Origin of the sequence: Roseibacillus persicicus, assembly GCF_014651675.1 — a bacterium.
In the GTDB taxonomy this organism is placed as follows: Bacteria; Verrucomicrobiota; Verrucomicrobiia; order Verrucomicrobiales; family Akkermansiaceae; genus Roseibacillus; species Roseibacillus persicicus.
Genome location: NZ_BMXI01000015.1, coordinates 62208 through 87665, shown reverse-complemented (window position 1 = coordinate 87665; position 25458 = coordinate 62208). Strand labels below are relative to the sequence as shown.

Here is a 25458-nt window from a genome sequence, read left to right as displayed (position 1 = left end):
TTACCGATGGGAGCCCCTTCAGCAAAAGACTTACAAATTCTTGGAGAGCGAACGCACTACGAAGCGGTTCGAGGGAGTCGCGACGACGAGCGGGAGTGGCTCCGCGATCACCCCTTCTGTCCTTTGCTCGCTCAACACGACCTCGAACATCTTGGCGTGATGCGGGCTCAAGCCCCTTTCCAAGTCACCCGCTACAACCAATCAGGCACTTTCATGTTGGCCTGCTTCAAGGGCTCCGGTCTCGTGCTCGTCGACGGTTCCTGGCATCGAATCCGAGCCGGAGAAGCCTGCCTCCTCCCCCCGTTCGTGATGAATTCCCTTCGTTGCGAAGAGGGCACTCCCTGGCACTTCTCTTGGGTCCGCTATCTCGAGTCCCGCGAAGTCAACCCCATCGTGTCGGCGCATTCTCCCATCTCGGCCAAGTTCCCCGCCGACCCCATGCGGCGCGCCATTCAAGGCCTGCGAGCCGAAGCTTCCACGACCGGGAACCCCGCTTCGATGCAGCTCTGGGTTGACCTCGTGCAATCCTACGTGGCCCGTTTCGCACAACCCTATCAAAGCGACAGCCGCCTCTACCGGGTCTGGAACGCGGTTGAGCAGGAACCGGGCAAACCCTGGACCCTGACCGAACTCGCCATCCTCGCCTCAGTCAGCGAAGAACATCTCCGCAGACTGTGTAAGAAAGAACTCGGCCGCAGCCCCATGCAACACGTGACCTTCCTGCGCATCCAGAAGGCGTGCCACCTTCTCTCGACCACCGACGCGAAGATCGAAAGCATTGCCAGCGAGGTCGGCTATCAAAATCCCTTCACCTTCTCCACCACCTTCAAGCGATGGGTCGGTTGGCGTCCCTCGAAACACCGGCGGCTATCAGGTGGATCCTAGACCGGGTCTTTGTGCATTTTCGATAGGAAGTGGTGCACTACCCAGAATAGACGTTTATCAGACAACGCGATAAAACCCCACCGTGTCGCACGTAAATGGTCCTCAAGCGGGCAATCCTCCGGCCAACAGCACGCGGGACTTCCACCGCGCGCCATCGGCCAGCAGGTGGATTGCAGCAAGGAACACCGCGATGACTTTGCTCACTCGCTCCGCCTCCTTTCGTTGGCTAACAACTCGAAGCCCCTTATAATCCAATACAATTCTCCAGCCTTCACCACCCCATCCTATTCTCCTACCCATCATGAAAAGTTCGCCATCTTCCCCTCTTGCCGGAGTCTTGCTCTCTCTCCTCGCGCTTGCTTCCTTCGCCCTGGGAAGTGAAGAGGCGGAAAAGGCCAAAACCACCGTCCTCATCACCGGAGCCAATCGCGGTTTAGGTCTCGCTCTCAGCAAGCAATTTGCAGCCGGCGACTACCACGTCATCGGCACAGCCCGCTCCCCCGGAAAGGCTACCGAACTGAAGGAGATGGCCGACGAAGTCTTGCCCCTCGATGTCACCTCCGACGAGAGCATTCAGGCACTTGCCGAAGCTCTCAAGGGCAGGACGGTCGATATCCTGGTCAACAACGCGGGCTACTTTGGCCCCACCAAAGGCCTTGGCCCCGGGAGGGAAAAGAGCGCACAGCTCAAGAGCCTCACCCGCGCAGAAGTCCTCGACTGCTTTGCGGTCAATTCGGCCGGCCCCATCTTCGTGACCCAAGGACTTCTTCCCAACCTCCTCCAGTCCGAACACCCCAAGGTCGTGATGATTTCCAGCCGATCTGGAATCATCAACAAAGACAGCGCATCCGGGGCCTACGGCTATCGCATCAGCAAGACCGCCATCAACCGGGCCATGAAGATTATGGCCAGCGACAAGTCTCTCGCCAAATGCATCTTTGTCTCCATTGCCCCCGGACACAATCAGACCGATATGGGTGGAAACCGCCCCAATCTGTTAGACCCTGACGAAAGCATGGCCATGGTCAAAACCCGTATCGAGGAGCTGACCCATCAACACAACGGGCGCTTCTGGTATTACGACGGTACTGAACTCCCATGGTAATCATCCCTTCCCCTTTTCTTCTCAAAGACACTTCAAAACCCAAGTTTCCTATGTCCTTCAAATCAGTCATCCTATCCGCTCTCGCGCTCTCTTGCCTCACCCCTGCCTTTGCTGCCTACAAGCGGAATTCGGACATCATCAAGATTACGAAATCTGAACGCACAGAGGCTCGCACGCCCGAAGAACAACTGGCTCAATTCACCCTCGCGGAGGGCTTTGTGATTGAACTCGTGGCCTCGGAGAGAAATGGCATCATCAACCCCATTGACCTCACCTTCGACGATGCGGGACGGCTCTGGACCCAAACCGCCGAGATGTATCCCCTCGATCCCATGGGCGACAAGCCCAACCGGTCCATCCGGGGGCAACTCCAGGACCCCAACTCGCCCATCCACTCCCACCCCGAAATGGTTCGGCTGAAGCGCCTTTATCAGCTCAAGGACAAAGGCACGGATCGCATCGTGGTCATCGACGATCCGACCAAGCCCGTCACGGGTCCAGTCCGCCGGGTTGCCGAGGGCCTCACCATGCCGCAGAGCATTCTCCCTTACAAGAATGGGGTCTACGTCGCCCATGGCTCGGAAATTCTCTTCATGGAGGACGCGGACAACGATGGCATCTTTGAAAAGTCGCAATCGGTTCTGACCGGATTTAGCTACATCGACTGCCACACCATGTCCCACCTCCTCACCCGCGCGCCGGGAGGTTGGATCAACTTCTCCCACGGCGCGATGAACTTGGGAGAGGTCACCGCTCTGGCTTCCGGAGCCAAAGAACAAATCAACTACTGCAAGACCGCGCGCTTCTCGCTCGACGGCAAGCGACTTGAATTGGTGACCAGCGGCTTGAACAATATCTGGGGCTATCAGCTCCGGGCCAACGGTCAATGGTATGGCTCCGAGGCCAACGACCTGGGAATGTCCGTGGTCCCCTTGGAGCCCATGTCCGGCTATCTGGGTATCGGCAACGACAAGCTCCGCCCCTATCAACCCATGGTGCCCCAACTTCACAAGTTCCGCCTCGGCGGGACCGGTCTCTCCAGCTTGGTCTTCGTGGAGGACGACCAAGGCGGCTTTCCGGCAGAATGGAAAGACCGGGCGCTCCTCGCCAACCCCATCACCAACACCATCAATACCGTTCGCATCAATCGCGAAGCCGACGGTGCGATCGATGCCGAACATCTCGAGGACCTCCTGAAATGCGATGACGACTGGTTCCGCCCCGTGAATATGGAGTTCGGCCCCGATGGCTGTCTCTACATCGCCGACTGGTATAACAAGATCGTCTCCCACAACGAAGTCCCCCGCAGCGATCCCTCCCGCGACAAGACCCACGGCCGCATCTGGAGAATCCGTCATGTGAACCAGAAACCCGTTCCGGTTCCCAACGTTCTCCAAGCGGCCGACGCCGACCTTCTCAAACACCTGACGGGACCAACCCGCTGGGAAAAGCGCGCCGCCTGGCATCAAATCGCAGACCGCCAAGCCATCTCTCTCCTTCCTGACATCAAGAAACTCGCAGCCAATCCCGAACTCTCCATCGGCTCCCGCGTCAGCGCGATTTGGTCCTATGAAAGCCTCGGCGAATTCGACCGCGAGTTCACAGAATTTCTCCTACAGGATGAAGACCCCAATGTCCGCCGCGAGGTCATTCGCTCTCTCGCCTCCTTCGACCTCTCCGCCGATCTGGTGGCCCAACTCCTCGCCCCATCGCTTGAAGGCCCCCGCGCCACCCTTCGCTCGCAGGCACTCCGCACTCTGGCTGAGGTCGGGAAAGCCAATCAGTCCACAATCGCCCTGCTCATCAAGTCTTCCAAGCCCCCCCTGCCCGGCAAGATGGCCATGGGTGGCACCTACGAACGCCAATTCGAACGCTACCTCGCCCGAGTGGCGATGGAAAACTATCAGGACGAGCTCAAGGCCTACCTCAAATCGCCCCAAGCCAAAGAGCATCCCAAGACCCACATCATCTGGGCGCTTCAGAGTCTGGACGAGGCTTCATTCGTCGAGCTCTTCCCTGAATTCTGGCCCACCGACGATGCCAAAAAGATGGATGAGGAAATGTTCGTTTCTCTTTCGACCGTAGTGCAAAACCCCAAGATCGAGAAGCTGGTCGCGCCTCTCTTTGCGGATGAAAAGAACCACGATCACCTCGTCGATCTCCTCCTCGCCACTCAGGGAAGGGTCCAGAGTTCCAAACTGAGCAAGCTCTTCTCCCCCATCGTCTCGTCGCTTGCCGGCCAGCCCGGGGAGGACTCTAACAAACTCTATCAGGTCGGCCTCATTCTCAAGGCAGGGCAACTCTCCAGCCATGCCCTCGACTCAATCGCAAAGAACAAAGATGCGGCTACCATCAACGCCGCCCTGCCGATTCTCATGCTCAATCCCAAAAAGAACATGAAGGCTCTCGAGACCCTTGCCAAAGACGGCTCCCTGCCCACCACGACTCGCCTGGAGACCATCGCCGCCTTCCTGCGCGCCGACCCCAAGGCGGGCTTTCCCATTCTGGCATCATGGTTGCCGGGCCTCGAGAAAGATGTGCAGCAGGCAGCGGTCGACCGTCTTTCTCTCTCCACCCACGGAGCCCGCGCCCTCCTCAGGCTTCTGGCCGACAAGGTCCTCACTGCGGAAGACTTCACCTACCTTTCTGCCACCCGCCTCTCTGCTACCGCCAAGAAAAGCCCCGTGGCGCGCGAGCTGATGAATCATTGGACGAAGGAGAAGAAACAACAGGATACCCTTCAAATCAAAAAGGTCGATCACCTGACGGAAATCGCGAAGAAGCTCGAAGGAAATGTTGAAACAGGACAGGCCCTCTTCCAGATGTGCCTCGCCTGCCACGCCGTGGGCGACCAGGGATACTCCATCGCGCCCGCTCTCGATGGTTCCGCCAGTCGCGAGACCCATGCCCTCCTGACGGCTTTGCTTCGTCCCGATGTCGCGGTGGAGGGTGGCTACGGACTCACCCGCGTGACCCGCAAGGATGGCACCATGGTGGAGGGCTACCTCTACTCCAGCAACCCAACCGGAGTCACCATCGCGACCCAAGGCAACGTGCAAACCTTTATCCCCCGCAACGATGTTCAAGCCGAGAGCAGCGTGCCCGGCAAATCCTTCATGCCCTCGCTCCTCGATTCACTCCCCGAGCAGAATGTAATCGATTTGATCAACTACATCCAGACTTTGGAGTAGAGCCCGCCGCAGCCTCACCCCCTGTTACCTCGGAAATTCAACTCCATCGGCTTGTTTACTCACGCTCCGTTGAGCCTCCCACAGACGGGGGCTTCTCAGGTGGTTTTCAGCGAGATCGCTTTTATTCCTAACAACTACACCGAAACCAATAACCATTCTCATTAGGAGGCATTCCCGCCACCCCACTCTCAAAAAGCCGAAAGTGGATCGAGACGATGGGAACGAGGATTTTCGATAGGAGTTAGTGGCCTTTATGCAAAAGTTGAAGTTGAAGCAGAGTCTGCCACCCCTTTAAATCAAGGTATGCCAAATCCATGGACCGGAGTAGGAAATCCCTACACTAGAGAGGAAGTTATCGCACGCTTGCAAGACACCTTGGCGAAGGGTGAACCCATTATTGCCGCTGGGGCAGGAACGGGTATCAGCGCCAAGTTCATCGAAAAAGGGGGCGCGGACCTCATCATTATCTATAATTCAGGTCGCTATCGCATGATGGGTCACGGTTCGATTGCAGGCATCATGGGATACGGGGATGCCAATGCCGTCGCGATGGAGATCGGCGAGTACGAGGTGCTTCCCGTAGTGCAGGAGATTCCCGTCATCTGCGGCGTTCACTGCACGGACCCTCGCCGTCGCATGTGGCACTGGCTCCAGCAGGTGAAGGACATGGGCTTTTCCGGAATGAACAACTTTCCCACCCACTCCATCATTGATGGCGACTTCCGCAAGCAGTTGGAGGAGACCGGAATGGGAACCTACAAGGAGATCGAGACGGTCGCGCTCTCGCGCAAGATGGACCTCTTTTCCATCGTCTATGTGGCCTCTCCGGAGGAAGCGAAGGCCATGGCCGAAGCCGGAGCGGATGTCATCATCGCCCACGTGGGCTGCACCACTGGTGGCTCCATCGGCGTAACCGATGCCGCCATGTCCCTGGAAGACGCCGCAATCGCCACCCAGCAAATCATTGATGCCGGAAAGTCCGTTCGCAAAGACGTGATCTACCTTTCTCACGGAGGCCCCATTGCCACCCCTGCTGACGCCGCCTTCATCAATGAGAAGACCGACGCGGTCGGCTTCGTGGGTGCTTCCAGCCTGGAGCGCATGGCCGTCGAGGAATCCCTCACCGACTTGACCCGACAGTTCAAAGCCATTCCCCTGGAGCGAAAGGGCTCTGCGGTCTCCGCCGGAGGAAGCGGAAACTAACAACCCAAAGACCGACAAAAGAAAATGGCAACCATTGCAGTCATTGGCACCCTCGATTCCAAAGGGCACGAGCACGCCTTCGTGGCTGAAGAGATTCGCCGCCTGGGACACCAGCCCCTTCTCATCGACACCGGCACCTTGGGCACCCCCCAGGTTCACCCCGATCGCACCCGGGACCAGGTCCTTGCCGCAGCCTCACTCGCATTTCCCGAGGCCGAGGACCGGGGCCAGCGGGTGGGAGTGATGGCCGCGGCCCTCCCCGTCTACCTGCAACAGTTGGCCGAGCGGGGTGAGATCGACGGCGTCATTTCGCTCGGAGGTGGCGGCGGCACCGCCATTGCCACAGCCGGCATGCGGGCTCTTCCGATTGGCTTCCCCAAAGTGATGGTCTCGACCCTCGCCAGCGGAAACACCGCCCACTATGTGGGAACGAAGGACATCGTGATGATGCCCAGCATCGTGGACGTCGCCGGACTCAATCGCATTTCGCGCATGATCTTCGCCCGCGCGGCTGGCGCGATCTGCGGAATGGTGGAAACCCGGCTCGACCTGAGCGAGACCAAACCTCTCATCGTCGCGAGCATGTTCGGAAACACCACCGACCTCGTGAACATGGCCAAGGCTCATTTGGAAGAAGAAGGCTACGAGGTCCTCGTCTTTCACGCCACCGGCACTGGCGGCAAGACCATGGAGAGCCTGATCGAGAGCGGCATGGTCACCGGCATTCTGGACCTCACCACGACCGAGTGGGCCGACGAGCTTGTTGGCGCAACTCTCTCCGCCGGTCCGGACCGCATGGACGCCATGTCCAAAGCCAAGGTCCCCACCGTGGTCGCTCCGGGATGTCTCGATATGGCCAACTACGGCGAGCGCGAGACCGTTCCGCAGGAGCTGGCAGGTCGCAACTTCTACATTCACAATCCCCAGGTCACCCTGATGCGCACCAATGCGGAGGAGTGTGCCCAATTGGGAAAAATCATCGCTGAAAAGTCGAACGCGAACGAAGCCCCGGTCTCCATTCTCATTCCAACAAAGGCCATCAGCATCATCAGCGCCGAGGGCCAGCCTTTCTACGACCCCGCCGCAGATGAAGCACTCTTCTCGGCCATTCGCGAACACGCCAGGGTGGAGGTCTGCGAATTGAAAGAGGAAATCAATAGCGCGGTCTTCGCCAAAGCCTGCGCGGACAAACTACTCGAACTCATCAAATCCGCACAAAGCGGTAACAACCAAAACTCCTAAACAAAATGGTCAGACACTACGGCATGTTTCAGTTCCACGAAGAGGTCACTGAAGAGCAAATCGAAGAATGCTTTCGCGAAATGAAGTCCATGATCGGAACGATCCCCGGCCTTCTGGAAATGGAGCACGGCCCCTACGAGAGCGACGAAGGCCTGAACGAGGAATTCACCCACGGATTCATCATGACCTTCGACACCCCCGAGAGCCGCGACCTCTACCTCCCCCACCCGGAGCACGAGCGAGTGAAGGAGATCGTCGTCCCCCGCCTCAAGCGCGTGTTGGTCTTTGACTTCGAGGTCTAACTCTTTTCGCCCCACTTTCATCCTGATGAAACTTTCCTTTCTCCTCACCAGCCTCTTTCTTTCCCACTCCGCGCTCACCGCAGAATCACTTCCCAATGTCGTCCTCATCTTTGCCGATGACCTCGGGTATGGCGATCTCGGCTGTTACGGAGCCACAAAGGTTCAGACCCCCAACATAGACAAACTGGCGGCCGGGGGGAGAAAGTTCACCGACGCGCATTCCGCCTCGGCGGTTTGCACCCCTTCGCGCTTCGGACTCCTCACCGGGGAATACCCGTTCCGGGCCAACAATGGCGAGGGCATCTGGGGCCCCGCGCCCATCACCTCGCCCCTCCTCATCGACCCCGACACCCTGACCTTGGCCGACGTCTTCAAGGCTAGCGGCTACGAAACGGCGGCATTCGGCAAGTGGCACCTGGGCTTCAAGACCGGCAGCAATGATTGGCAGGAACCCCTCCGCCCCGGCCCCCAGGACCTCGGATTCGACTACTACTTTGGGATGCCGGTGGTCAACAGCGCTCCGCCCTACGTTTATGTGGAGAACGACCGCATCGTGGGCGGTGACCCGGCCGACCCCTTGGTTCACCTCAAGAAAGGCTCCAAGGTGAAAGCCACCCCCATCACGCCCATCCCTCCCGAGGCCGCGCAACGGAGCGCCAATCAATTCTCGGGAGCTCTCAAGGCGCACGAATTATTCAACGACTACGAGGTCGGCACCAAGTTGACCGAAAAGGCCACCGAGTGGATCGAGGGGCGCAAGGAGAAGCCCTTCTTCGTCTACTTTTCCACCACCAATGTCCACCACCCCTTCACCCCCGCCAAACGATTCCAGGGCACAAGCGAATGCGGCCCTTACGGCGACTTCATCCAGGAACTCGATTGGATTGTGGGCGAAGTGATGGAAAGCCTCGAAACCTCCGGAGCGGCTGACAACACCCTCGTTCTTTTCACCAGCGACAACGGGGGCATGTTCAATGCCGGAGGCCGCGCCGCCGCAGCCAAGGGCCACAAGATCAACGGAGAACTTCTAGGCTCCAAATTCGGAGTATGGGAAGGCGGACACCGGGTCCCCTTCATCGCCTGGTGGCCGGGCAAGATCGAGGCCGGCAGCAGCTCCGACCAATTGCTCTGCAGCATCGACTTTCTCGCCACCGCCGCCGCCCTCACGGGCCAGCAGCTCGACAACGCGAAGGACAGCATCAACATGCTCCCCGCTCTCCTCGAAAAGCCTGCAGACGCCTTGCGAACCGAGATGTTCATGACCCCTCGCAAGCCATCCCACCTCTCCTACCGCAAGGGCAAATGGATGTTCATCCCCGCCAGGAACGACGGCGGATTCACGGGCTCGAAACCCCACCAGCACGCTTGGGGCGGCCCCGCAGTCACCACCCTGGTGGACACCCCCAATAGCGATATCGCCAACGGAAAAATCAAACCCGGAGCGCCCCCGGCCCAGCTCTACGACCTCGAAGCCGACGTCAACCAAACCAAAAACCTCTACCTGACTCACCCCGAGCTTGTGAAGGAGATGGCCGCCACCCTCCAGAAAACCATCCCCACCCCTCTGAAGAAAAAGGGCAAAAACTAACAGCTTGCCCCCAGCTTTCGCCACCCGCTTCCAGCCCAAACCCTCGATTGCAGCGATAGGCCTTCGGAAAAGAAACGTGCTCCAAGCCAAAGCCCGCGCCCTCCTCGGCGACGCCTGGCTCAAACTCGGAGTCACCCCCACCCACTGCATCGGCGCCGGAGTCGCCGTCGTCTGGGGAATCGTCGGCATCATCCTCGGCAAAACCCACGACGCCACCGACCCCGAGGTCGAGCCCGCCAAAAGCACCAGCTAGCCTCCCCTCCTGAGCAGGCCGTTCCAGCGAACAGAACATCCTCATTCTGATCGTAGAATCAGTGCGCCTCTAACCCTCCTTTCTAGCCGCAAAAAGGCTCAAAAACCGCAAAGACGGAACAGTAGAAAGCAATTGAATCACAGAGAGCTATCAGAGTTCTCGGCTTCCTGAATTTTTGTGCACTTTTCGCGCTTCTTTGCGGCCAAAAACAACCCAACGCTCAAAACAGTCAGAGGGAATCGATAAAAAAGACTCAATCCAACCTCTAACTTCACCCTCTGTCAAAGATGGCAGAATGCATGACTTTTCAGATTCAATTTGTTAGAAAGTCCCCTATTCTTACCCCGTGCCTCCTCAGAAATCCGCCAGGAAAAAGCCCCCCTCCAAACCTCCCAAGTCCTTCGAGGAATCCCTCTGGGAAACCGCGACCAAGCTGCGCGGCAGCGTCGAGTCCTCGGAATACAAGCACGTCGTCCTCTCGCTGATCTTCCTCAAGTTCGTCTCTGATAAGTTCGAGGAACGGCGCGCCGAGCTCATCGCAGAGGGCAAGGAGAAATACCTCGACGAGGTGGCGTTCTACACCATGCAGAACATTTTCTACCTGCCGGAGACCTCCCGCTGGTCCTACATCCAGCAGCATGCCAAGCAAGGCGACATCTCGATCAAGATCGACTCAGCCCTCACCGCGGTGGAAAAGAGCAATGCCTCGCTCAAGGGTGCCTTGCCGGACAACTACTTCTCCCGCCTCGGGCTGGATGGCAGCAAGCTCTCGGCCCTCATCGATGCCATCAACAACATCGACACTGTCGGTGACAAAGAAGAAGACACCGTCGGCCGGGTCTATGAATACTTCCTCGGCAAGTTCGCCGCCTCCGAGGGCAAGCTGGGGGGCGAGTTCTACACCCCAAAATGCGTGGTCAATCTCATCGCCGAAATGATTGAGCCCTACAAAGGCAAAATCTACGACCCCTGCTGCGGCTCCGGCGGCATGTTCGTGCAGTCGCTCAAGTTCGTCGAAAGCCACCACGGCAACACCAAAGACATCTCCGTCTACGGGCAAGAGTTCACCGCCACCACCTACAAGCTGGCCAAGATGAACCTCGCCGTGCGCGGACTCTCCGCCAACCTTGGCGAAGTCCCTGCCGATACCTTTTTCAAGGATCAACACCCCGACCTCAAGGCCGACTACATCATGGCCAATCCCCCTTTCAACCTGAAGGACTGGCGCGGCCCGGACGAACTCACCCATGACGGACGTTGGAACGGCTACGAGACACCGCCCACCGGCAATGCCAACTACGCCTGGATTCTCCACATGGTGAGCAAACTCTCCGAAAACGGCGTCGCTGGCTTCGTCCTTGCCAACGGCTCCATGTCCACCAATACCAAGGGCGAGGGCGAGATCCGCCAAAAGCTCGTCGAGAACGACCTCGTCGATTGTATGATCGCCCTGCCCGGCCAACTCTTCTACACCACCCAGATCCCCGTCTGCCTCTGGTTCCTGACCAAGAACAAAAAAGCCGACAGCGAACGCGGCTACCGCAATCGCAAAGGCGAGACCCTCTTCATCGATGCCCGCAAGATCGGCTCCATGATCAGCCGCACCCAAAAGGAATTTGGCGTCGACGACATCGCCAAAATCGCATCCACATATCACACATGGCGCAGCGATCCTAAAACTCACCACTCCACACTCACCACTCCCAACTCCACATCCTATGAGGATGTGGCTGGTTACTGCAAATCCGCCACCCTCGAAGACATCCGCAAGCACGACTACGTGCTCACACCCGGTCGTTATGTCGGCGCGGCGGCCTTGGAGGATGATGGAATTCCCTTTGAGACCAAGATGACCGAGCTGTCTGCAACATTATTCAGCCAAATGAAGGAGTCCGCGAAACTGGACGAAATCATCCGCCAAAACCTGAAAGGACTAGGCTATGAGGAATAATTCATCATTCATAACTCATTATTCATCATTCGCCGCAGGCGCCACCATCGCTGAAAACCTTCAATCCCTTGGTTATGGCAGAAAGTAACGACCTCTCCTCTCCCTCCTACGCCCAATGGCTGGGTGAACTCAAAGACCGCGTCCAGCAGGTCCAGACGAAAGCTGCCATCTCAGTCAACCGCGAGCTGCTCACTTTCTATTGGGAGCTAGGGTGTGAGATTATCGAGAAGCAGAAGTCGGCCACTTGGGGGAGCGGATTTTTGAAGCAACTGAGCATCGATTTGAGCAACGCCTTTCCTTCCCTCAAAGGCTTTTCCTATCGAAATATTCGTCTTGTTCGGCAGTGGTGTCACTTTTACCTCGAGCACTCTCCCAATTTGGCAACAAGCTGTTGCCAAATTAAAGAAAACTCACAACCTGTTGAAAATGAGACGCTCACTGAATTGGCCACAGCCTGTGGCCAATTTGGGCAACAAGCTGTTGCCAAATTGCCTGAGTCCATTCTCGAGTCGATCACCTCCATCCCTTGGGGCCACAATATCGCGATCATCTCCAAGTGTTCCTCCATCGAGGAAGCCCTCCACTACGTGCGCCAGACCCTCACCCACGGCTGGAGCCGGGCCGTCCTCGTTCATCAGATCGAGAGCGACCTCTTCTCCCGCGAAGGCTCCGCCACTTCCAACTTCGCCACCACCCTGCCGCCCGTGCAATCAGACCTCGCGCAACAGGTTTTGAAGGACCCCTACATCTTCGACTTCCTCACCCTCGCCCAGGCACACAACGAGCGCGACCTCGAGAACCAGCTCACCGACCACATCTCCAAGTTCCTCATCGAGCTCGGGGCAGGCTTTGCCTACCTCGGCCGCCAAGTCCCCCTGCAAGTCAGCGAGCGCGACTTCTACCTCGACCTTCTCTTCTACCACACCCGGCTCCACTGCTACGTCGTCATCGAGCTCAAGACCGGCGACTTCGAGCCAGAGTTCGCGGGCAAGCTCAACTTCTACCTCAAAGCCGTCGACGAAACCCTCCGCAGCGAGCGCGACGAGCCCACCATCGGCATCCTTCTCTGCAAAACCAAAGACAAACTCATCGCCGACTATGCCCTCAGCGACATCTCCAAACCCATCGGCGTCTCCGAATACCAACTCACCAAATCTCTCCCCGACAATCTCAAGCCCAGCCTCCCTTCCATCGAAGAATGGGAAGCCGAACTGCAACAGGACTTCGATGATGAAAAGTAAACGCATCAACTCACCTCTCATCATCTCGAGCGCCGAAGCCTTGGCGAAGGAGCTTCAAAATGCATCACTAGCCATAGGCGGAAAGGAGGGTTTGGATTATGGTCGCTGAGCAAGAATATGTTGGGCCGCCGCTAATCGGTGTCGATAGCTCTTGGAAGATTCACTCGCTCGAATCGATTTGCGATGGAGTTTTCGATTGTCCGCACTCCACACCCAAGCTCGTCGACGAGGGAATCTTCATGGTTAGGACTCAGGATATCCGGAAAGGGTATTTTGATACTTCAAATGCTGTATTCGTCTCACAGGAAACCTACGAGGAGAGAATCAAGCGCGCCGAACCGTCACCCGGAGACATCTTGTTTAGTCGTGAGGGCACCTACTTTGGTGATGCGGCAGAAATCCCTCCGGGGACCAAAGTGTGCCTCGGTCAACGAATGGTTCTAATCAGGCCCAAATCCGAGGTTATCAACCCGAGCTTCCTACGTATTTGGATTAACTCAGCCACGCTCCAAAACTACCTACTCGCGTTTCGTGATGGCACAGTCGCCGAGCGGCTGAACATGTCCACCGTTCGGACTCTGCCGATCCCTATCCCACCCCTCCCCGAGCAAAAAGCGATCGCTCACATCTTGGGCACCTTGGATGACAAGATTGAGTTGAATCGGCGGATGAATGCGACGCTGGAAGGGATGGCGCAGGCGCTCTTCAAAAGCTGGTTTGTGGACTTTGACCCGGTGATCGACAATGCCCTCGCCGCCGGCAATCCTATCCCCGACGAACTCGCCCCCCGCGCCGAAGTCCGCCGCCAAGCCCTCGCCAACGGCACCACCCAACAGGGTTCAATTCACCACCCAACCCTTTCTGTTCCCAAATCCCTCTTCCCCACCGCGTTTGAATTCAACGATGAACTGGGCTGGATTCCAGAAGGTTGGGAGGTTCTGCCCATGCCCGAAGCCAGCACGTTTCGCGAAGGACCAGGTATTCTTGCAAGAGACTTTCATGAAGAGGGGGTTCCCCTCATTCGGCTAGCCGGACTCAAAAGCGGCGTCTCATTGTTGGATGGCTGCAACTACTTGGATCCAGACAAAGTCGATTCTAAGTGGTCTCAGTTCCGCCTCGCTAAAGGAGATATTTTGCTCAGTTCGAGCGCATCGTTAGGCAGAGTCGCAGAAGTGGATAATGAAGCTGTAGGCACAATCCCCTACACCGGCATCATTGGCTTTAGGCCGATCCTAACGAAGACAACTCAACGATACATCCGCCACTACCTCACATCGTTCCATTTCCAGAATCAGGTGTTGATGGTCGGAGCCGGAAGTGTTCTGAACCATTTTGGCCCGACCCATTTGAAGAAGATGATTATGTTAGTGCCTTCATTGAAGATTCAAGAGGCGTTTTCTACGGTGGTCGACTCTCAGAACACGGCGCAATATCACCGACTGCAACAATCCGCTACGCTCACAAAACTCCGCGACACCCTCCTCCCGAAACTCATCTCCGGCGAATTGTCCGCGCATGCAAATAGGAGTTAAGGTGACTGCGAAATTAATCACGAAGCAAAATGGAAATCCGATTCAAGACACCCCACAAATCAATCAAAGCTTTTAGCCCTCAAGAGCTAAGCGATTTTTCGATTATCACAGGCGTTAATGGATCCGGCAAAACCCATCTTTTAGAGGCTCTGGCAGGAGGCAATCTGACGATCAGCGGCATCGCAAGACAGAAGCTAAAATACTACAACTCGACCAGCTTTCAGGCCTCGATCGAGGAGTCGTCTACGCCTGCACAGGCCTACAATGATCGAAAGGCTGCAATAGATCAGTTCCTCTCACAAAGAGACCAACTTCTTCGGGGTCTTCGAAGACAGCTGGATGGTTGGGGAATAGGGCCCGAAATCGATGCAATGGAGCTTTTCTCGCTAACCGACGAAGAGTTGGAAGCAGCTTTACAGGCCGCACCACTCTCGACGGACAACTCTCAATCCGCTCTGAATTACAAGGAACCGATCAAGCGACAACTCTCAAAGATCAGCGAGCAGCTAACCACCTCTGTGGGCGGCTCAATCTACCTGGCAGACCATGCAGCCAAAGAAAGTGGCTGCCATATTGCCAGTCTTGCTGAAGAGGATTTGAGAAAGGTTCCCATAGGAATTGTTAGCGACAATGCTATTCAACTTAAACTCGCTTCGCAGTTTTCCGCATGGCTCGGATCTTACGAATACAATAAGATTAATCGCTACTATGCCAAAAATGAAGGTAAAGACTACGAATACCTAGAGGATGAAGAGTTTTTCGAAATCTATGGGGTAGAGCCGTGGATAGCTGCAAATGACATCCTTGAAATCGGCCAACTTCCATATCGATTCAATAAGCCTGAGGGGACGATTTACGACCTACAAGGAGCTTACCAATTGCGTTTAATTGACCAGCAAAATGGCGAGACAGTAACCATTGGAGATCTCTCTTCAGGAGAAAAGAACCTCTTAGCGCTGATCGCTCTCAGGTATCAGTCGCAGGCGCACGATGGAATTAAAGCGCTACCGGAGGTTTTATTGTTAGACGAAATCGACGCCCACCTTCACCCTTCATTCACCGACATTGTTCTTCAAACACTCAAGAAGTATTTCGTTGATCAGGGCATCTCAGTGATCCTTGCAACACACTCCCCGAGCACGGTCGCTCTAGGAGAAGCTAATGGAGCAGAGGTTTATGAACTAAAACGGAGTGATAAAACTCTGGAGAAGATCACCACATCCCAAGCGTCATCTATCCTTACCTCAGGATTCCTTGCGGTTCTTCCTGACGATCGAATCATAATCACGGAGGCAAACGACGATGCTGACTACTACCAGAAGATTCACGACCGCCTCGTTTCAAAAGGAATTGTCGATTCCACACCTAGCTTGAGGTTCATCCCCGCATCCTCGACGAGCGACTCAGGCATCGGTGGAGGCTGTGACCAAACAACCCAATGGGCCGAAAAGCTGTCAGACTTGGGTCTGTCAAAATTCAAAGGGCTAGTAGACTGGGATCCCGAAGGAAACAGTAACACTGAGACTGACTGTGTTAAGGTGATCAAGCGCAGCGCATTGGAGAACTACCTCTACGACCCTTTAACCCTTCTCGCCCTAATGATCGACAATGGTGGTTCAGCATTACTGCCAAGTTGGTCCGGCTCAGATGACAATGCAACTTGCCTCCTCGGAATGACCGCTGCCGAAATCTCAGGCTTGATCAGTAATTTGGAAACCAGTCTTGGTATAGATCAAAGCAATGTAGAAACTGTTGATTACTACCAACACAAGAGTGTCCAGATTTCGACTGAGTGGATCAAGAAGCGGGGTCACGACCTTGAGACGCTGATCTTGGCTGTATTCAACAACACTCCGCCCTTCAAGGGAGCATTCACCAGCAACGTTGTATCCAAGGGAGCAAGCAAAAGTATCGACTATCAGACGAGCAAGTATCTCGAACTTCTCCCGTCCTGCCTCATTGACACACTGTCTTCACTGAAAGCTGCGACATGAAATTCACCAAAGCCCAACTCGAATCAGCGATCATCGAGCTTCTCGAAGCCGAGGGCTACCCGCACGTGTTGGGCGAGGCGACTGAGCGCCAGCCGCAGGAAGTCCTTATCAAGGCCGATCTCCGCGCCTTCCTCGCCAAGCAATACGCCGCCGAAGTAAACGTCTAAAAAACAGATTATGCCTGAAGAACCAGAGATGTCCCCGACTGGCGAATTCCTCCTCTACACCACCGAGGAAGGAAAATCGCGGGTCGAGTGCCGGTTCGAAAACGAAACGATCTGGCTCTCACAGGCCTTGATGGGCGAGCTTTACGAACGCTCGAAAAAGACCATCAGCGAGCACCTGAAAAACCTGTTCGAAGAAGGCGAGTTGGAGGCCGATTCAGTTTTCCGGAGTTTCCGGACAACTGCCGCCGACGGGAAATCCTACGATGTGCAGTACTACAATCTGGAAGCCATTTTGGCAGTGGGATTTCGGGTAAAATCGCCCCTTGCACCCAGTTCCGCAGATTTCAAAACTTTTGCCCCCATGTTAAGCTCCTAAGCAACAAACCACCAACCAATGAAACCATCCCGCAAAGAATCCCAAAACACCGAATGGAAGGAGTCATGGCATGACGACTACCTGAAGTGGATTTGTGGCTTTGCCAATGCCGAGGGGGGGCGGATTTTCGTCGGTATGGATGATTCGGGCCAGGTGGTCGGCTTGACCAAGGCGGAGAAGTTGCTGGAAGACCTTCCAAACAAAATCAGGGACAAATTGGGCCTGATGCCGAAGGTGGATCTGCATGAAGAGAACGGCAAGGCCCACCTTGAAATCACGGTGGCCCCCTCATCGGTTCCGATCTCGCTGCGCGGAGTGTATTACTGGCGTTCCGGCAGCGTCAAACAGGAGCTCAAAGGTGCCGCGCTCAATGACTTTCTGCTCAAGAAAATGGGGCTCACCTGGGACCGGGTCATCGAACCCAAGGCGACGCTGGAGGACATCGACCCCGCAGCGATTGAGCGCTTCAAGCGCGACGCCGCCAAGGCCGGACGCTTGCCGGACTTGTCCGATTTATCTGATACGGAGATTCTGAAAAAGCTGCGCCTCACGACCCGCGAGGGGATCACCCGGGCTGCACTGGTGCTTTTTGGCAAGGACCCAGGAGAATTTTACCCCAACCTCTTTGTCAAGATCGGCCGCTTTGGTGCCAGCGAGACCGAGCTCAGATTCCAGGAAGTCAGCGAGGGCAACCTCCTTGCCATGCTGCCCGACATTGTCGAACAATTGGAGCGAAAGTTCCTCACCAAGCCGGTGCGCTTTGAAGGCATCCAGCGCATCGAAGAACTGGAATACCCGGTCGAAGCCCTGCGTGAGATGCTGCTCAACGCCCTCGTCCACCGCAACTACCTCGGCAGCATGACCCAGATGAAGGTCTACGACGACCGTCTTACGCTATGGAACGCCGGGAACCTGCCCGAAGAACTCAGCATCGAGCAACTCTTCCAGCCCCATGAATCGATCCCACGCAATCCCCTGATTGCCGAGGTCTGCTACAAAGCCGGCTACATCGACTCCTGGGGGCGCGGGGTGGAAAAGATCAGCGAGGCTTGCAAGGCGGCAGGACTCGCGGAACCGGTGTTCCAAGAACGCTCCGGCGGCGTTTTGGTGGAGCTGCTGCGGGCGTCGGAGAAAAGTTCGGAGAAAAGTTCGGAGAAAAGTTCGGAGAAAAGTTCGGAGAAAACGTCGGAGAAAACGTCGGAGAAAACGTCGGAGAAAACGTCGGAGAAAACGTCGGAGAAAACGTCGGAGAAAACGTCGGAGAAAACGTCGGAGAAAACGTCGGAGAAAATCATACGCCTAGTTTCTGAGAACAAGGGAATCACTATCTCTGAAATGTCGGAGAAATCGGGGGTGACGACTCGAAGCATCGAACGCAATCTCAAAGCGTTACAAAACGAAGGTCGGTTGAAGCGCATCGGCGCAGACAAAGGCGGCCACTGGGAGGTCATCGACTCATGAAATTCACCGAAGCCCAACTCGAAACCGCCATCATCGAACTCCTCGGAGTCGAGGGCTATCCGCATGTCTTGGGCGAAGCGATTGAGCGCCAACCGCAAGAGGTGCTCATCAAGGCCGACTTGCGAGCCTTTCTGGCCAGGCAGTATGCGGCCGACCACATCACGCCGCAGGAAATCAAGGCCGTTATCAAGCTGCTGGAAGCCTACTCCGCCGCCGACCTCTACGAGAGCAACAAGGCCATCATGAAGCTGGTCTCGGATGGCTTTTTGTTGAAGCGCGAAGACCGCAATCAGAAGGACCTCTATATCCAACTGATGGATTACTCGGACTTAGTGGACTTTCGCCAGCCGAAGTCCGGTGAGGTGCCGAACATCGTGGCGGAAAATGAGGTGGTCTATGGAGGCAGCGGAAACATTTTCAAGCTCGTCACTCAGCTGGAAATCCTTGGGTCCGAGAAGCGCATCCCGGATGGTATTCTTTACGTCAACGGGCTGCCTCTGGTGGTCTTTGAGTTCAAGAGTGCGATTCGCGAGGAAGTGAAGCTTCACGAGGCCTACGTGCAGCTCACCACCCGCTACCAGCGCGACATCCCCGAGCTTTTCAAATATAATGCCTTTTGCGTGATGAGCGACGGCTCGAACAATCGGGTCGGCTCCTTCTTCGCCCCCTACGAGTTCTACTACGCTTGGCGCAAGACAGATGGCAGTGAACTGGTCGAGAAGGACGGTATCAATTCGCTCTACACAATGATGCAGGGGCTCTTCAACCCCCTGCGCCTAATCGATGTCATCCGCAACTTCGTCTACCTGCCCGACACCTCGCGCAAGGAGGAGAAGATTCTTTGCCGCTATCCCCAATACTACGCTGCGACCAAACTGTATCGAAACATTCTCGCCCATCAGAAGCCGGAAGGCGATGGCAAGGGCGGCACCTACTTTGGAGCGACCGGTTGCGGGAAGAGCTACACCATGCTGTTCCTGGCGCGGCTGCTGATGAAGAGCGTGGCGCTCTCTAGCCCCACCATCGTCCTCATCACCGACCGCACCGATCTGGACGGGCAACTCTCAGAGCTATTCACCAGTGGCAAGGGCTACCTCGGCGATGCGTCCGTGGTCAGTGTGGAGAGTCGCGAACACTTGCGAAGTCTCCTGAAGGGGCGAAATAGCGGCGGGGTCTTTCTGACCACGATTCACAAATTCACCGAAGACACCGAGCTCCTAACTGATCGCACCAATGTGATCTGCATCTCGGATGAAGCGCATCGCAGTCAGGTGAACTTGGATCAGAAGATCAAGGTCACCGAAGACGGAGTGAAACGGACTTTTGGCTTTGCCAAGTATCTGCACGACTCGCTCCCGAATGCGACCTACGTGGGTTTCACCGGCACGCCCATCGATGCCACGCTGGATGTCTTTGGTGAGGTGGTGGACAGCTACACCATGACCGAATCGGTGGCCGACGAGATCACGGTGCCCATCGTCTACGAGGGCCGGGCCGCCAAGGTGATCCTCGACAACAGCAAGCTGGAGGAGATCGAGAAGTATTACGACCAATGCGCCGAAGCCGGAGCGAGTGACTACGCCATCGAAGACAGCAAGAAGACAATGGCCAATATGGGCGCGATCCTCGGCGACCCGAAACGCATCGCAGCGCTGGCGGCGGACTTTGTGGCCCATTATGAGAAGCGAATTGAGGAAGGCTCGACGGTGGCAGGCAAGGCCATCTTTGTGAGTAGCAGTCGCCAAATTGCCTATGCCTTTTACCAAGAAGTCATCGCCCTGCGCCCGGAGTGGGGCGAGGTAAGGGTCGCTGCCGAGGGCGTGGAACTAAGCGACCAACAGAAAAAGGAAATCCTACCGATGGAACGCGTCAAGATGGTGATGACGCGCGGCAAGGACGACGAGAAGGCGCTCTACGATCTGCTCGGCAACAAGGACGAGCGCAAGAAGTTCGATACCCAGTTCAAGAAAGCGGAATCCAATTTCAAAATCGCCATCGTGGTGGACATGTGGCTGACGGGATTTGACGTGCCCTTCCTCGATACCATCTACATAGACAAGCCGGTCCAACGCCACAACCTGATCCAGACCATCTCTCGCGTGAACCGGAAGTTTGCGAACAAGAAAAAGGGCCTTGTCGTCGACTACATCGGCATCAAGAAGCAGATGAATCTCGCGCTGGCGCATTACTCCAAGGCAGACAGCAGCAACATCGAAGAAATCGAGGCCTCCCTCATCGTGGTGCGCGACCACCTGGACCTGTTAGGACGAGTCTTCCACCAATTCGACACCGCCCCCTACTTCACCGGCACCCCGACCGAACAACTGCACTGCCTGAACCGGGCTGCTGAGTTCGTCCAACTGACCGACAAGATCGAGAAGCGGATCATGGCCTTGGTCAAGCGTCTGAAAGCCGCCTATGACATCTGCTGCGGAAGCGACGCCTTTACGCAAGAGGAACGCGACCTGATCCACTTCTACCTCGCCGTGCGCTCCATCGTGGCCAAGCTGACCAAAGGCGATGCCCCCGACAGTGCCCAGATGAATGCCAAGGTGCGTGAAATGATTTCCGAAGCGCTCCAGAGCGATGGCATCGAGGAAATCTTTAAATTGGGCGAAGATGGCGCCGCCGAGATTGATATTTTCGGCGACGATTATCTGGCCAAAATCGAAAAAATTAAGCTGCCCAACACCAAGATTAAGTTGCTCCAGCAATTGCTCAAGAAAGCTATCGAGGACTTTAAAAAGGTCAACAAGGTCAAGGGCGTAGACTTTAGCAAGCAGTTCCAGGCGCTGGTGAACAAATACAACGAGCGAGACGAGAAGGACGTTTTAGACAGTAGCTTTCTAGACACCATTCCTGAAGAAATGATCGAGTTGATCCACGCCCTCCAGAAGGAGAAACAATCCTTCGGTGAGATGGGAATCGATTTGGAAGAAAAGTCCTTCTACGACATCCTCAAGACTCTCGCCCACAAGTATGATTTCGAGTATCCCGAAGAGAAACTCATCACCCTCGCCAAGAAGGTAAAAACGGTCGTGGACGACAAAGCGAAATACACCGACTGGAGTCAGAGGGCCGACATCAAAGCGGAACTGAAGGTCGACCTCATCATCCTCCTTGCTGAAAATGGCTATCCGCCGGTGGACCGCGACGAGGTCTATCAGGAAATCTTCGAGCAGGCGGAGAACTTCAAGAAGTATCAGGCGGCCTAGAGCGTAACAGGCCCGGGCTGCCAACGAGGAGCATCAGACGCTCAGGTCGTGACCTGCACGCCGACCTCACAAAGGCGCGGAGTGAGCAGCAAAACTCTTTCCCCAAAATTAAAAGACGAAAAAATGCGCTTTTAGTTGCACGCATTATTTTTCGTGCTTTGTTGTTCATGAAACAATTTTCATGAAGAGATTCCAGCACGTCCTTACCCTCCTCCCCTCTCACACCGATGGTTCCAACGCAATCGCTTGGGCCAAGACGATCGCACGGGCTGCCGGAGCGCGAAAGGTGGACCTCATCTCCTGCACGGAAAATCACCTCCCCGATTTCCCTCCCCTCGAAGGGCAAGACTCCCTTTTGCAGGGCGAGCACGAGAAGCTCTCCCAGTGGGCTGCCGAGTTTGAAGAAGCGACTGAGACCGAGGTCTTTGTCGAAACCGGCAATCCGCTGAAGCTGGTTCTCGCGCATCTCGCAGCTGGAACCTACGACCTCGTGATTCTGCCGGTCTGCGACCTCGACAGCCGTCTCTTTGCAGAGCGTCTGGCGCGCAAAAGTCCCGTGGGCGTTTTGCTCGTGCCCGCTGACTGCCCACCCGCCTTCACCTCCATCCTGACCGCCATCGACCTGTCGGACCTCTCCGAGCTCGCGCTCGAGTGGGCGGAGGCTTTTTCCAGCCTGGCCCAGCAGGAGACCAGACTGGAAGCCCTCCACGTGATGAAGCTCCCCATGGACTCGCGGGCCACCATGGCCATCTCCCGTGATCACCTGCGAAGGGAAATTCACCAGTCCTCCCTGTCCCAGCTCACCCGGCTGGTGAGAAAGACGGTGAACAATGCCAAGTCGTGGAAACTCACCATCACGGAAAATCCGCTGGCCTCCATGGAAATCGTGAGAACCGCAACTAAGGTCGAAGCCGACCTCGTCATCATCGGCTCCCATGGTCGGGGAGCGCTCTCGGTCACGCTGTTAGGCGGGCAGACCGCTGAAGTGATTCGCAACTGCGACCGCCCGGTTCTGGTCGTCAAAAAGAAGAACGAGACCCTCGGAATCCTTCGCCAGCTCATTGGACTTTCCAAATAGATTTCCCCCTCGATGCCCTCACCATTTCTCTTGCTGGCCCTGCCAGCGCTCCTCGCCCTGTTCGTTCCATTCTTTCCCCGCAAGGCCTTCGGTCCCTTTGCGGCCATTGCCCTGTTAGCGGCAGGAGGACTTCTGCTGCCCATCGTGGCAGCGGGGGAAGACCTCTTCTTTGACACTGCCTGGATCCCGCAGTTGGGGATGGATTTCGCCCTGCGCATCACTCCCTTCTCGGCGTGGTTTGGCTTTCTCATCTTCACCATTGGCAGTGGCATCATCCTCTACGCCTCCACCTACTTTGCGCAGAATCCCCGCCTGAAGACCATTCTCCCCTGCCTGCTGCTCTTCACCTCCGCAATGCTGGGGGTGATTTGGTCGGACAACTTTCTCCTGCTCTTTCTCTTCTGGGAAGCGACCTCGCTGCTCTCTTTTTTGCTGGTCGGATTCCATCATGAAAAGGAGGACACCCGGGCCAAGGCCGCGCAGGCTTTGCTCGTGACCTTCTTCGGTGGCGCGGCTTTGTTAGTAGGGTTCGTGCTCCTCACCCTCGAAACCGGAGCCACTGCTCTTTCCGGATTGCAGGCGGTCGAACTCTCTAACAGCCCTCTGGCCACGGCGGCGGTTGTCCTCATCATTCTGGGGACCGCCACCAAGTCTGCCCAGTTCCCCTTCCACTTCTGGTTGCCCAATGCCATGGCGGGACCCACTCCGGTCTCGGCCTTTCTCCACTCCGCCACCATGGTCAAGGCTGGGGTCTTTCTGCTGGCCAGCCTCGCTCCGGTCCTGAGCGCGCATCCCGTCTGGACCCCGACTCTTGCCACCATCGGTCTGCTCACCGTTGCGGTCTCCGTGATACGGGGACTCCGTGAGCAGGACATGAAGGGTCTGCTCGCCTGCACCACGCTGGCGGCCTTGGGCTTTCTCACCCTTCTGGCGGGAATCGGCACTCCCGCCGCCTTGAAGGCCTTCGTGATTTTTCTAACAGCCCACGCCCTCTACAAGGCTCCCCTCTTTCTTTCTGCCGGTAATCTGGAAAAAGCCTTTGGCAGCCGCCAGCTTCCCGACCTGCGCGGAGCCATTGCCCACCTGCCGTGGACGGGGGCAATCATCGTCGTGTCTCTTGCCTCCCTGTTAGGCCTGCCGCCCTTCCCCGGATTCCTAGGGAAAGAGTATCTCCTCGCCGCCGCGTGGGAGTCTTCCCCTTGGCTCGCGGTCGCCACTGCGCTGGCTGCGGCTGGTGCCCTGTGTGTGGGCCTACGCCTTCTGCTGCCCCTGCTACTGAAGCGTCCCGAGCAAGCCCCGCCTTTGAAAAAAGTGCCTGCCGCGCTCTCTCTGGCGACCACCCTGCCCGCCCTTGCAGTAGTCCTGAGTCTGATCGCCTACCCTTGGGTCAACAAGAGCCTCTGGGCGGAGGCCGCGACTTCTTTGAGCGGGAAAACCGTCTCCGGCTTCTACTTCTGGGCCGGTTGGAATCCTGCCCTCGGCTTGGGCTTGGGAGCCCTTGCACTCTCCATTGCGGCCACGGCCTTGCTCGTGCGGAGACGCAGCAAGACGGTGGAAAAATCATTCTTCGAAGAAGTCTACGACACCCTCGTGCGCGCTCTCCTGCTCATCGCTAAAGGCGTCTCGCGCCTCTTGGAAAAAGGCACCCTCAATACCCACCTCGCCATCATGCTGGCGGCGATCGGAATCGTGGCGGCCATCTCCCTGCGGGTGACCGAGTGGCCCAATCTCACCGCCAACCTTTCCGACCAATACAACATCTTCCTCGCCCTTGCCCCGGCGCTGGCCATCTCCACCATCGTTGCCGCGCGCGCCCAGACTCCGCTCACCATTCTGGTGTCGCTCGGGATTGTGGGTTTGCTCATCTCCTTCATCTATCTCTGGTTCAGCGCGCCCGATCTGGCCCTGACCCAGCTGCTGGCCGAGACCCTCATTCTTTTCCTGATGGCCGGCGTGCTTTTCAAGGCCCGTCACAAGGCCAGGAAGGTAACGGGAAAGATCTGGCGCGCGACCTTCGCCGCCTCCGCGGGACTTCTCGTGACCATCCTCATCCTCAAGTCCATGGCCTTGGAGTGGGACCACCCGGTATCTGATTTCTATCTTGCGGAAAGTAAGCCCTCTGCCTTTGGAGCCAATGTCGTCAACGTCATCCTCGTTGACTTCCGGGCTCTCGATACCCTTGGCGAGATCGTAGTGCTGGCCATTGCGGCTCTTGGTGCCAATGCGGCACTGGGAGCCGCTCGCTCGCGGGCTCCACTGCCGGGACTTACTGCCAGTTCCTGGATGTCCGCGGGTTTACCACTGGTCATCGCGCTTTTGGTTCCGACCGCCCTCTGGTTCTTCTGGCGGGGTCACAATGCCCCGGGCGGAGGCTTCATCGCGGCCCTGTTAGTCGCCGCCTCGATTGGACTCGGCCTCTTGGGCAATAGCCCCGCCCTCACTCCCCGGCGCATGAGAAATCTTTCCCGCGCTCTCCTGATTGGAGGTCTCGCGATTGCGCTCCTCTCGGCCCTTCTCCCTCTCTCGCAGGGTCTCCCGTTCTTCACCGGACTCTGGTTTCACTCGGGCGATTTTCATTTGGGGACTCCCGTATTGTTCGACCTGGGAGTCTTTCTCACCGTGATTGGTTTCACCATGAACTACCTCCGTCACTTTCACATCTCGCGCAGCTAAC

The 25458-nt window shown here is 56.7% G+C and carries 18 protein-coding genes; all 18 read left to right on the top strand.

Features of this window, described 5'->3' with window-relative positions; all coding sequences use genetic code 11:
* Nucleotides 1-6: 6 nt before the first annotated feature.
* The 18 genes from IE099_RS16255 (at nucleotide 7) to mbhE (ending at nucleotide 25457) form a co-directional block, all read left to right on the top strand.
* Nucleotides 7-885, top strand: a complete 879-nt coding sequence (locus IE099_RS16255; protein ID WP_189572170.1) for an AraC family transcriptional regulator — start codon at nucleotides 7-9, stop codon at nucleotides 883-885.
* Between the two features lie 301 nt (nucleotides 886-1186).
* Complete coding sequence (locus IE099_RS16245; RefSeq protein WP_189572164.1) at nucleotides 1187-1990, top strand: SDR family oxidoreductase; 804 nt, start codon at nucleotides 1187-1189, stop codon at nucleotides 1988-1990.
* 50 nt (nucleotides 1991-2040) lie between these two features.
* Nucleotides 2041-5181: a DUF7133 domain-containing protein gene (locus IE099_RS16240; protein ID WP_189572161.1), complete on the top strand. Its 3141-nt coding sequence runs from the start codon at nucleotides 2041-2043 to the stop codon at nucleotides 5179-5181.
* Nucleotides 5182-5484: 303 nt separating this feature from the next.
* Nucleotides 5485-6384 (top strand): phosphoenolpyruvate hydrolase family protein, encoded by a 900-nt coding sequence (locus tag IE099_RS16235; protein WP_189572158.1) that lies wholly within the window; start codon nucleotides 5485-5487, stop codon nucleotides 6382-6384.
* A 24-nt stretch (nucleotides 6385-6408) separates the two neighbouring features.
* A complete protein-coding gene (locus tag IE099_RS16230) occupies nucleotides 6409-7626 on the top strand; it encodes a Tm-1-like ATP-binding domain-containing protein (protein ID WP_189572155.1) in 1218 nt (405 codons plus the stop codon).
* A gap of 5 nt (nucleotides 7627-7631) precedes the next feature.
* The gene (locus tag IE099_RS16225) at nucleotides 7632-7928 is read left to right on the top strand and encodes a Dabb family protein (RefSeq protein WP_189572150.1); all 297 of its coding nucleotides are present in this window, start codon (nucleotides 7632-7634) and stop codon (nucleotides 7926-7928) included.
* Between the two features lie 25 nt (nucleotides 7929-7953).
* The gene (locus tag IE099_RS16220) at nucleotides 7954-9516 is read left to right on the top strand and encodes a sulfatase family protein (RefSeq protein WP_189572147.1); all 1563 of its coding nucleotides are present in this window, start codon (nucleotides 7954-7956) and stop codon (nucleotides 9514-9516) included.
* Between the two features lie 76 nt (nucleotides 9517-9592).
* Nucleotides 9593-9769 (top strand): hypothetical protein, encoded by a 177-nt coding sequence (locus IE099_RS16215; protein WP_189572144.1) that lies wholly within the window; start codon nucleotides 9593-9595, stop codon nucleotides 9767-9769.
* Nucleotides 9770-10115: 346 nt separating this feature from the next.
* Nucleotides 10116-11720, top strand: a complete 1605-nt coding sequence (locus IE099_RS16210) for a type I restriction-modification system subunit M (protein WP_189572141.1) — start codon at nucleotides 10116-10118, stop codon at nucleotides 11718-11720.
* A 74-nt stretch (nucleotides 11721-11794) separates the two neighbouring features.
* The gene (locus IE099_RS16205) at nucleotides 11795-12961 is read left to right on the top strand and encodes a PDDEXK nuclease domain-containing protein (RefSeq protein WP_189572138.1); all 1167 of its coding nucleotides are present in this window, start codon (nucleotides 11795-11797) and stop codon (nucleotides 12959-12961) included.
* A 98-nt stretch (nucleotides 12962-13059) separates the two neighbouring features.
* Nucleotides 13060-14493, top strand: a complete 1434-nt coding sequence (locus IE099_RS16200; RefSeq protein ID WP_189572135.1) for a restriction endonuclease subunit S — start codon at nucleotides 13060-13062, stop codon at nucleotides 14491-14493.
* 29 nt (nucleotides 14494-14522) lie between these two features.
* Nucleotides 14523-16487, top strand: coding sequence for an AAA family ATPase (locus IE099_RS16195; protein WP_189572132.1), 1965 nt, complete (start codon nucleotides 14523-14525; stop codon nucleotides 16485-16487).
* Entirely contained in the window at nucleotides 16484-16654 is a 171-nt protein-coding gene (locus tag IE099_RS16190; RefSeq protein WP_189572129.1) for a hypothetical protein, read from the top strand. The genes IE099_RS16195 and IE099_RS16190 overlap by 4 nt, the downstream gene beginning before the upstream one ends.
* A gap of 10 nt (nucleotides 16655-16664) precedes the next feature.
* Nucleotides 16665-17030 carry a virulence RhuM family protein gene (locus IE099_RS16185; RefSeq protein ID WP_229809549.1) on the top strand — a complete coding sequence of 122 codons (366 nt, stop codon included), beginning with the start codon at nucleotides 16665-16667 and terminating at the stop codon, nucleotides 17028-17030.
* A gap of 18 nt (nucleotides 17031-17048) precedes the next feature.
* Entirely contained in the window at nucleotides 17049-18491 is a 1443-nt protein-coding gene (locus IE099_RS16180; protein ID WP_189572126.1) for an ATP-binding protein, read from the top strand.
* Nucleotides 18488-21706 (top strand): type I restriction endonuclease subunit R, encoded by a 3219-nt coding sequence (locus tag IE099_RS16175; RefSeq protein ID WP_189572123.1) that lies wholly within the window; start codon nucleotides 18488-18490, stop codon nucleotides 21704-21706. The genes IE099_RS16180 and IE099_RS16175 overlap by 4 nt, the downstream gene beginning before the upstream one ends.
* A gap of 181 nt (nucleotides 21707-21887) precedes the next feature.
* Nucleotides 21888-22784, top strand: a complete 897-nt coding sequence (locus IE099_RS16170) for a universal stress protein (protein ID WP_189572120.1) — start codon at nucleotides 21888-21890, stop codon at nucleotides 22782-22784.
* A 12-nt stretch (nucleotides 22785-22796) separates the two neighbouring features.
* Nucleotides 22797-25457 carry a hydrogen gas-evolving membrane-bound hydrogenase subunit E gene (gene mbhE, locus IE099_RS16165; protein ID WP_189572117.1) on the top strand — a complete coding sequence of 887 codons (2661 nt, stop codon included), beginning with the start codon at nucleotides 22797-22799 and terminating at the stop codon, nucleotides 25455-25457.
* The last annotated feature ends 1 nt before the right edge of the window (nucleotide 25458 follow it).

Bases quoted from the DNA above. Each gene is read 5' to 3' on its own strand.
- IE099_RS16220 (WP_189572147.1), top strand. From the start codon at position 7,954: ATGAAACTTTCCTTTCTCCTCACCAGCCTCTTTCTTTCCCACTCCGCG.
- IE099_RS16255 (WP_189572170.1), top strand. From the start codon at position 7: ATGGGAGCCCCTTCAGCAAAAGACTTACAAATTCTTGGAGAGCGAACG.
- IE099_RS16200 (WP_189572135.1), top strand. From the start codon at position 13,060: ATGGTCGCTGAGCAAGAATATGTTGGGCCGCCGCTAATCGGTGTCGAT.
- IE099_RS16240 (WP_189572161.1), top strand. From the start codon at position 2,041: ATGTCCTTCAAATCAGTCATCCTATCCGCTCTCGCGCTCTCTTGCCTC.
- IE099_RS16175 (WP_189572123.1), top strand. From the start codon at position 18,488: ATGAAATTCACCGAAGCCCAACTCGAAACCGCCATCATCGAACTCCTC.
- IE099_RS16235 (WP_189572158.1), top strand. From the start codon at position 5,485: ATGCCAAATCCATGGACCGGAGTAGGAAATCCCTACACTAGAGAGGAA.
- IE099_RS16205 (WP_189572138.1), top strand. From the start codon at position 11,795: ATGGCAGAAAGTAACGACCTCTCCTCTCCCTCCTACGCCCAATGGCTG.
- IE099_RS16180 (WP_189572126.1), top strand. From the start codon at position 17,049: ATGAAACCATCCCGCAAAGAATCCCAAAACACCGAATGGAAGGAGTCA.
- IE099_RS16190 (WP_189572129.1), top strand. From the start codon at position 16,484: ATGAAATTCACCAAAGCCCAACTCGAATCAGCGATCATCGAGCTTCTC.
- IE099_RS16230 (WP_189572155.1), top strand. From the start codon at position 6,409: ATGGCAACCATTGCAGTCATTGGCACCCTCGATTCCAAAGGGCACGAG.
- IE099_RS16225 (WP_189572150.1), top strand. From the start codon at position 7,632: ATGGTCAGACACTACGGCATGTTTCAGTTCCACGAAGAGGTCACTGAA.
- IE099_RS16195 (WP_189572132.1), top strand. From the start codon at position 14,523: ATGGAAATCCGATTCAAGACACCCCACAAATCAATCAAAGCTTTTAGC.
- IE099_RS16170 (WP_189572120.1), top strand. From the start codon at position 21,888: ATGAAGAGATTCCAGCACGTCCTTACCCTCCTCCCCTCTCACACCGAT.
- IE099_RS16185 (WP_229809549.1), top strand. From the start codon at position 16,665: ATGCCTGAAGAACCAGAGATGTCCCCGACTGGCGAATTCCTCCTCTAC.
- mbhE (WP_189572117.1), top strand. From the start codon at position 22,797: ATGCCCTCACCATTTCTCTTGCTGGCCCTGCCAGCGCTCCTCGCCCTG.
- IE099_RS16245 (WP_189572164.1), top strand. From the start codon at position 1,187: ATGAAAAGTTCGCCATCTTCCCCTCTTGCCGGAGTCTTGCTCTCTCTC.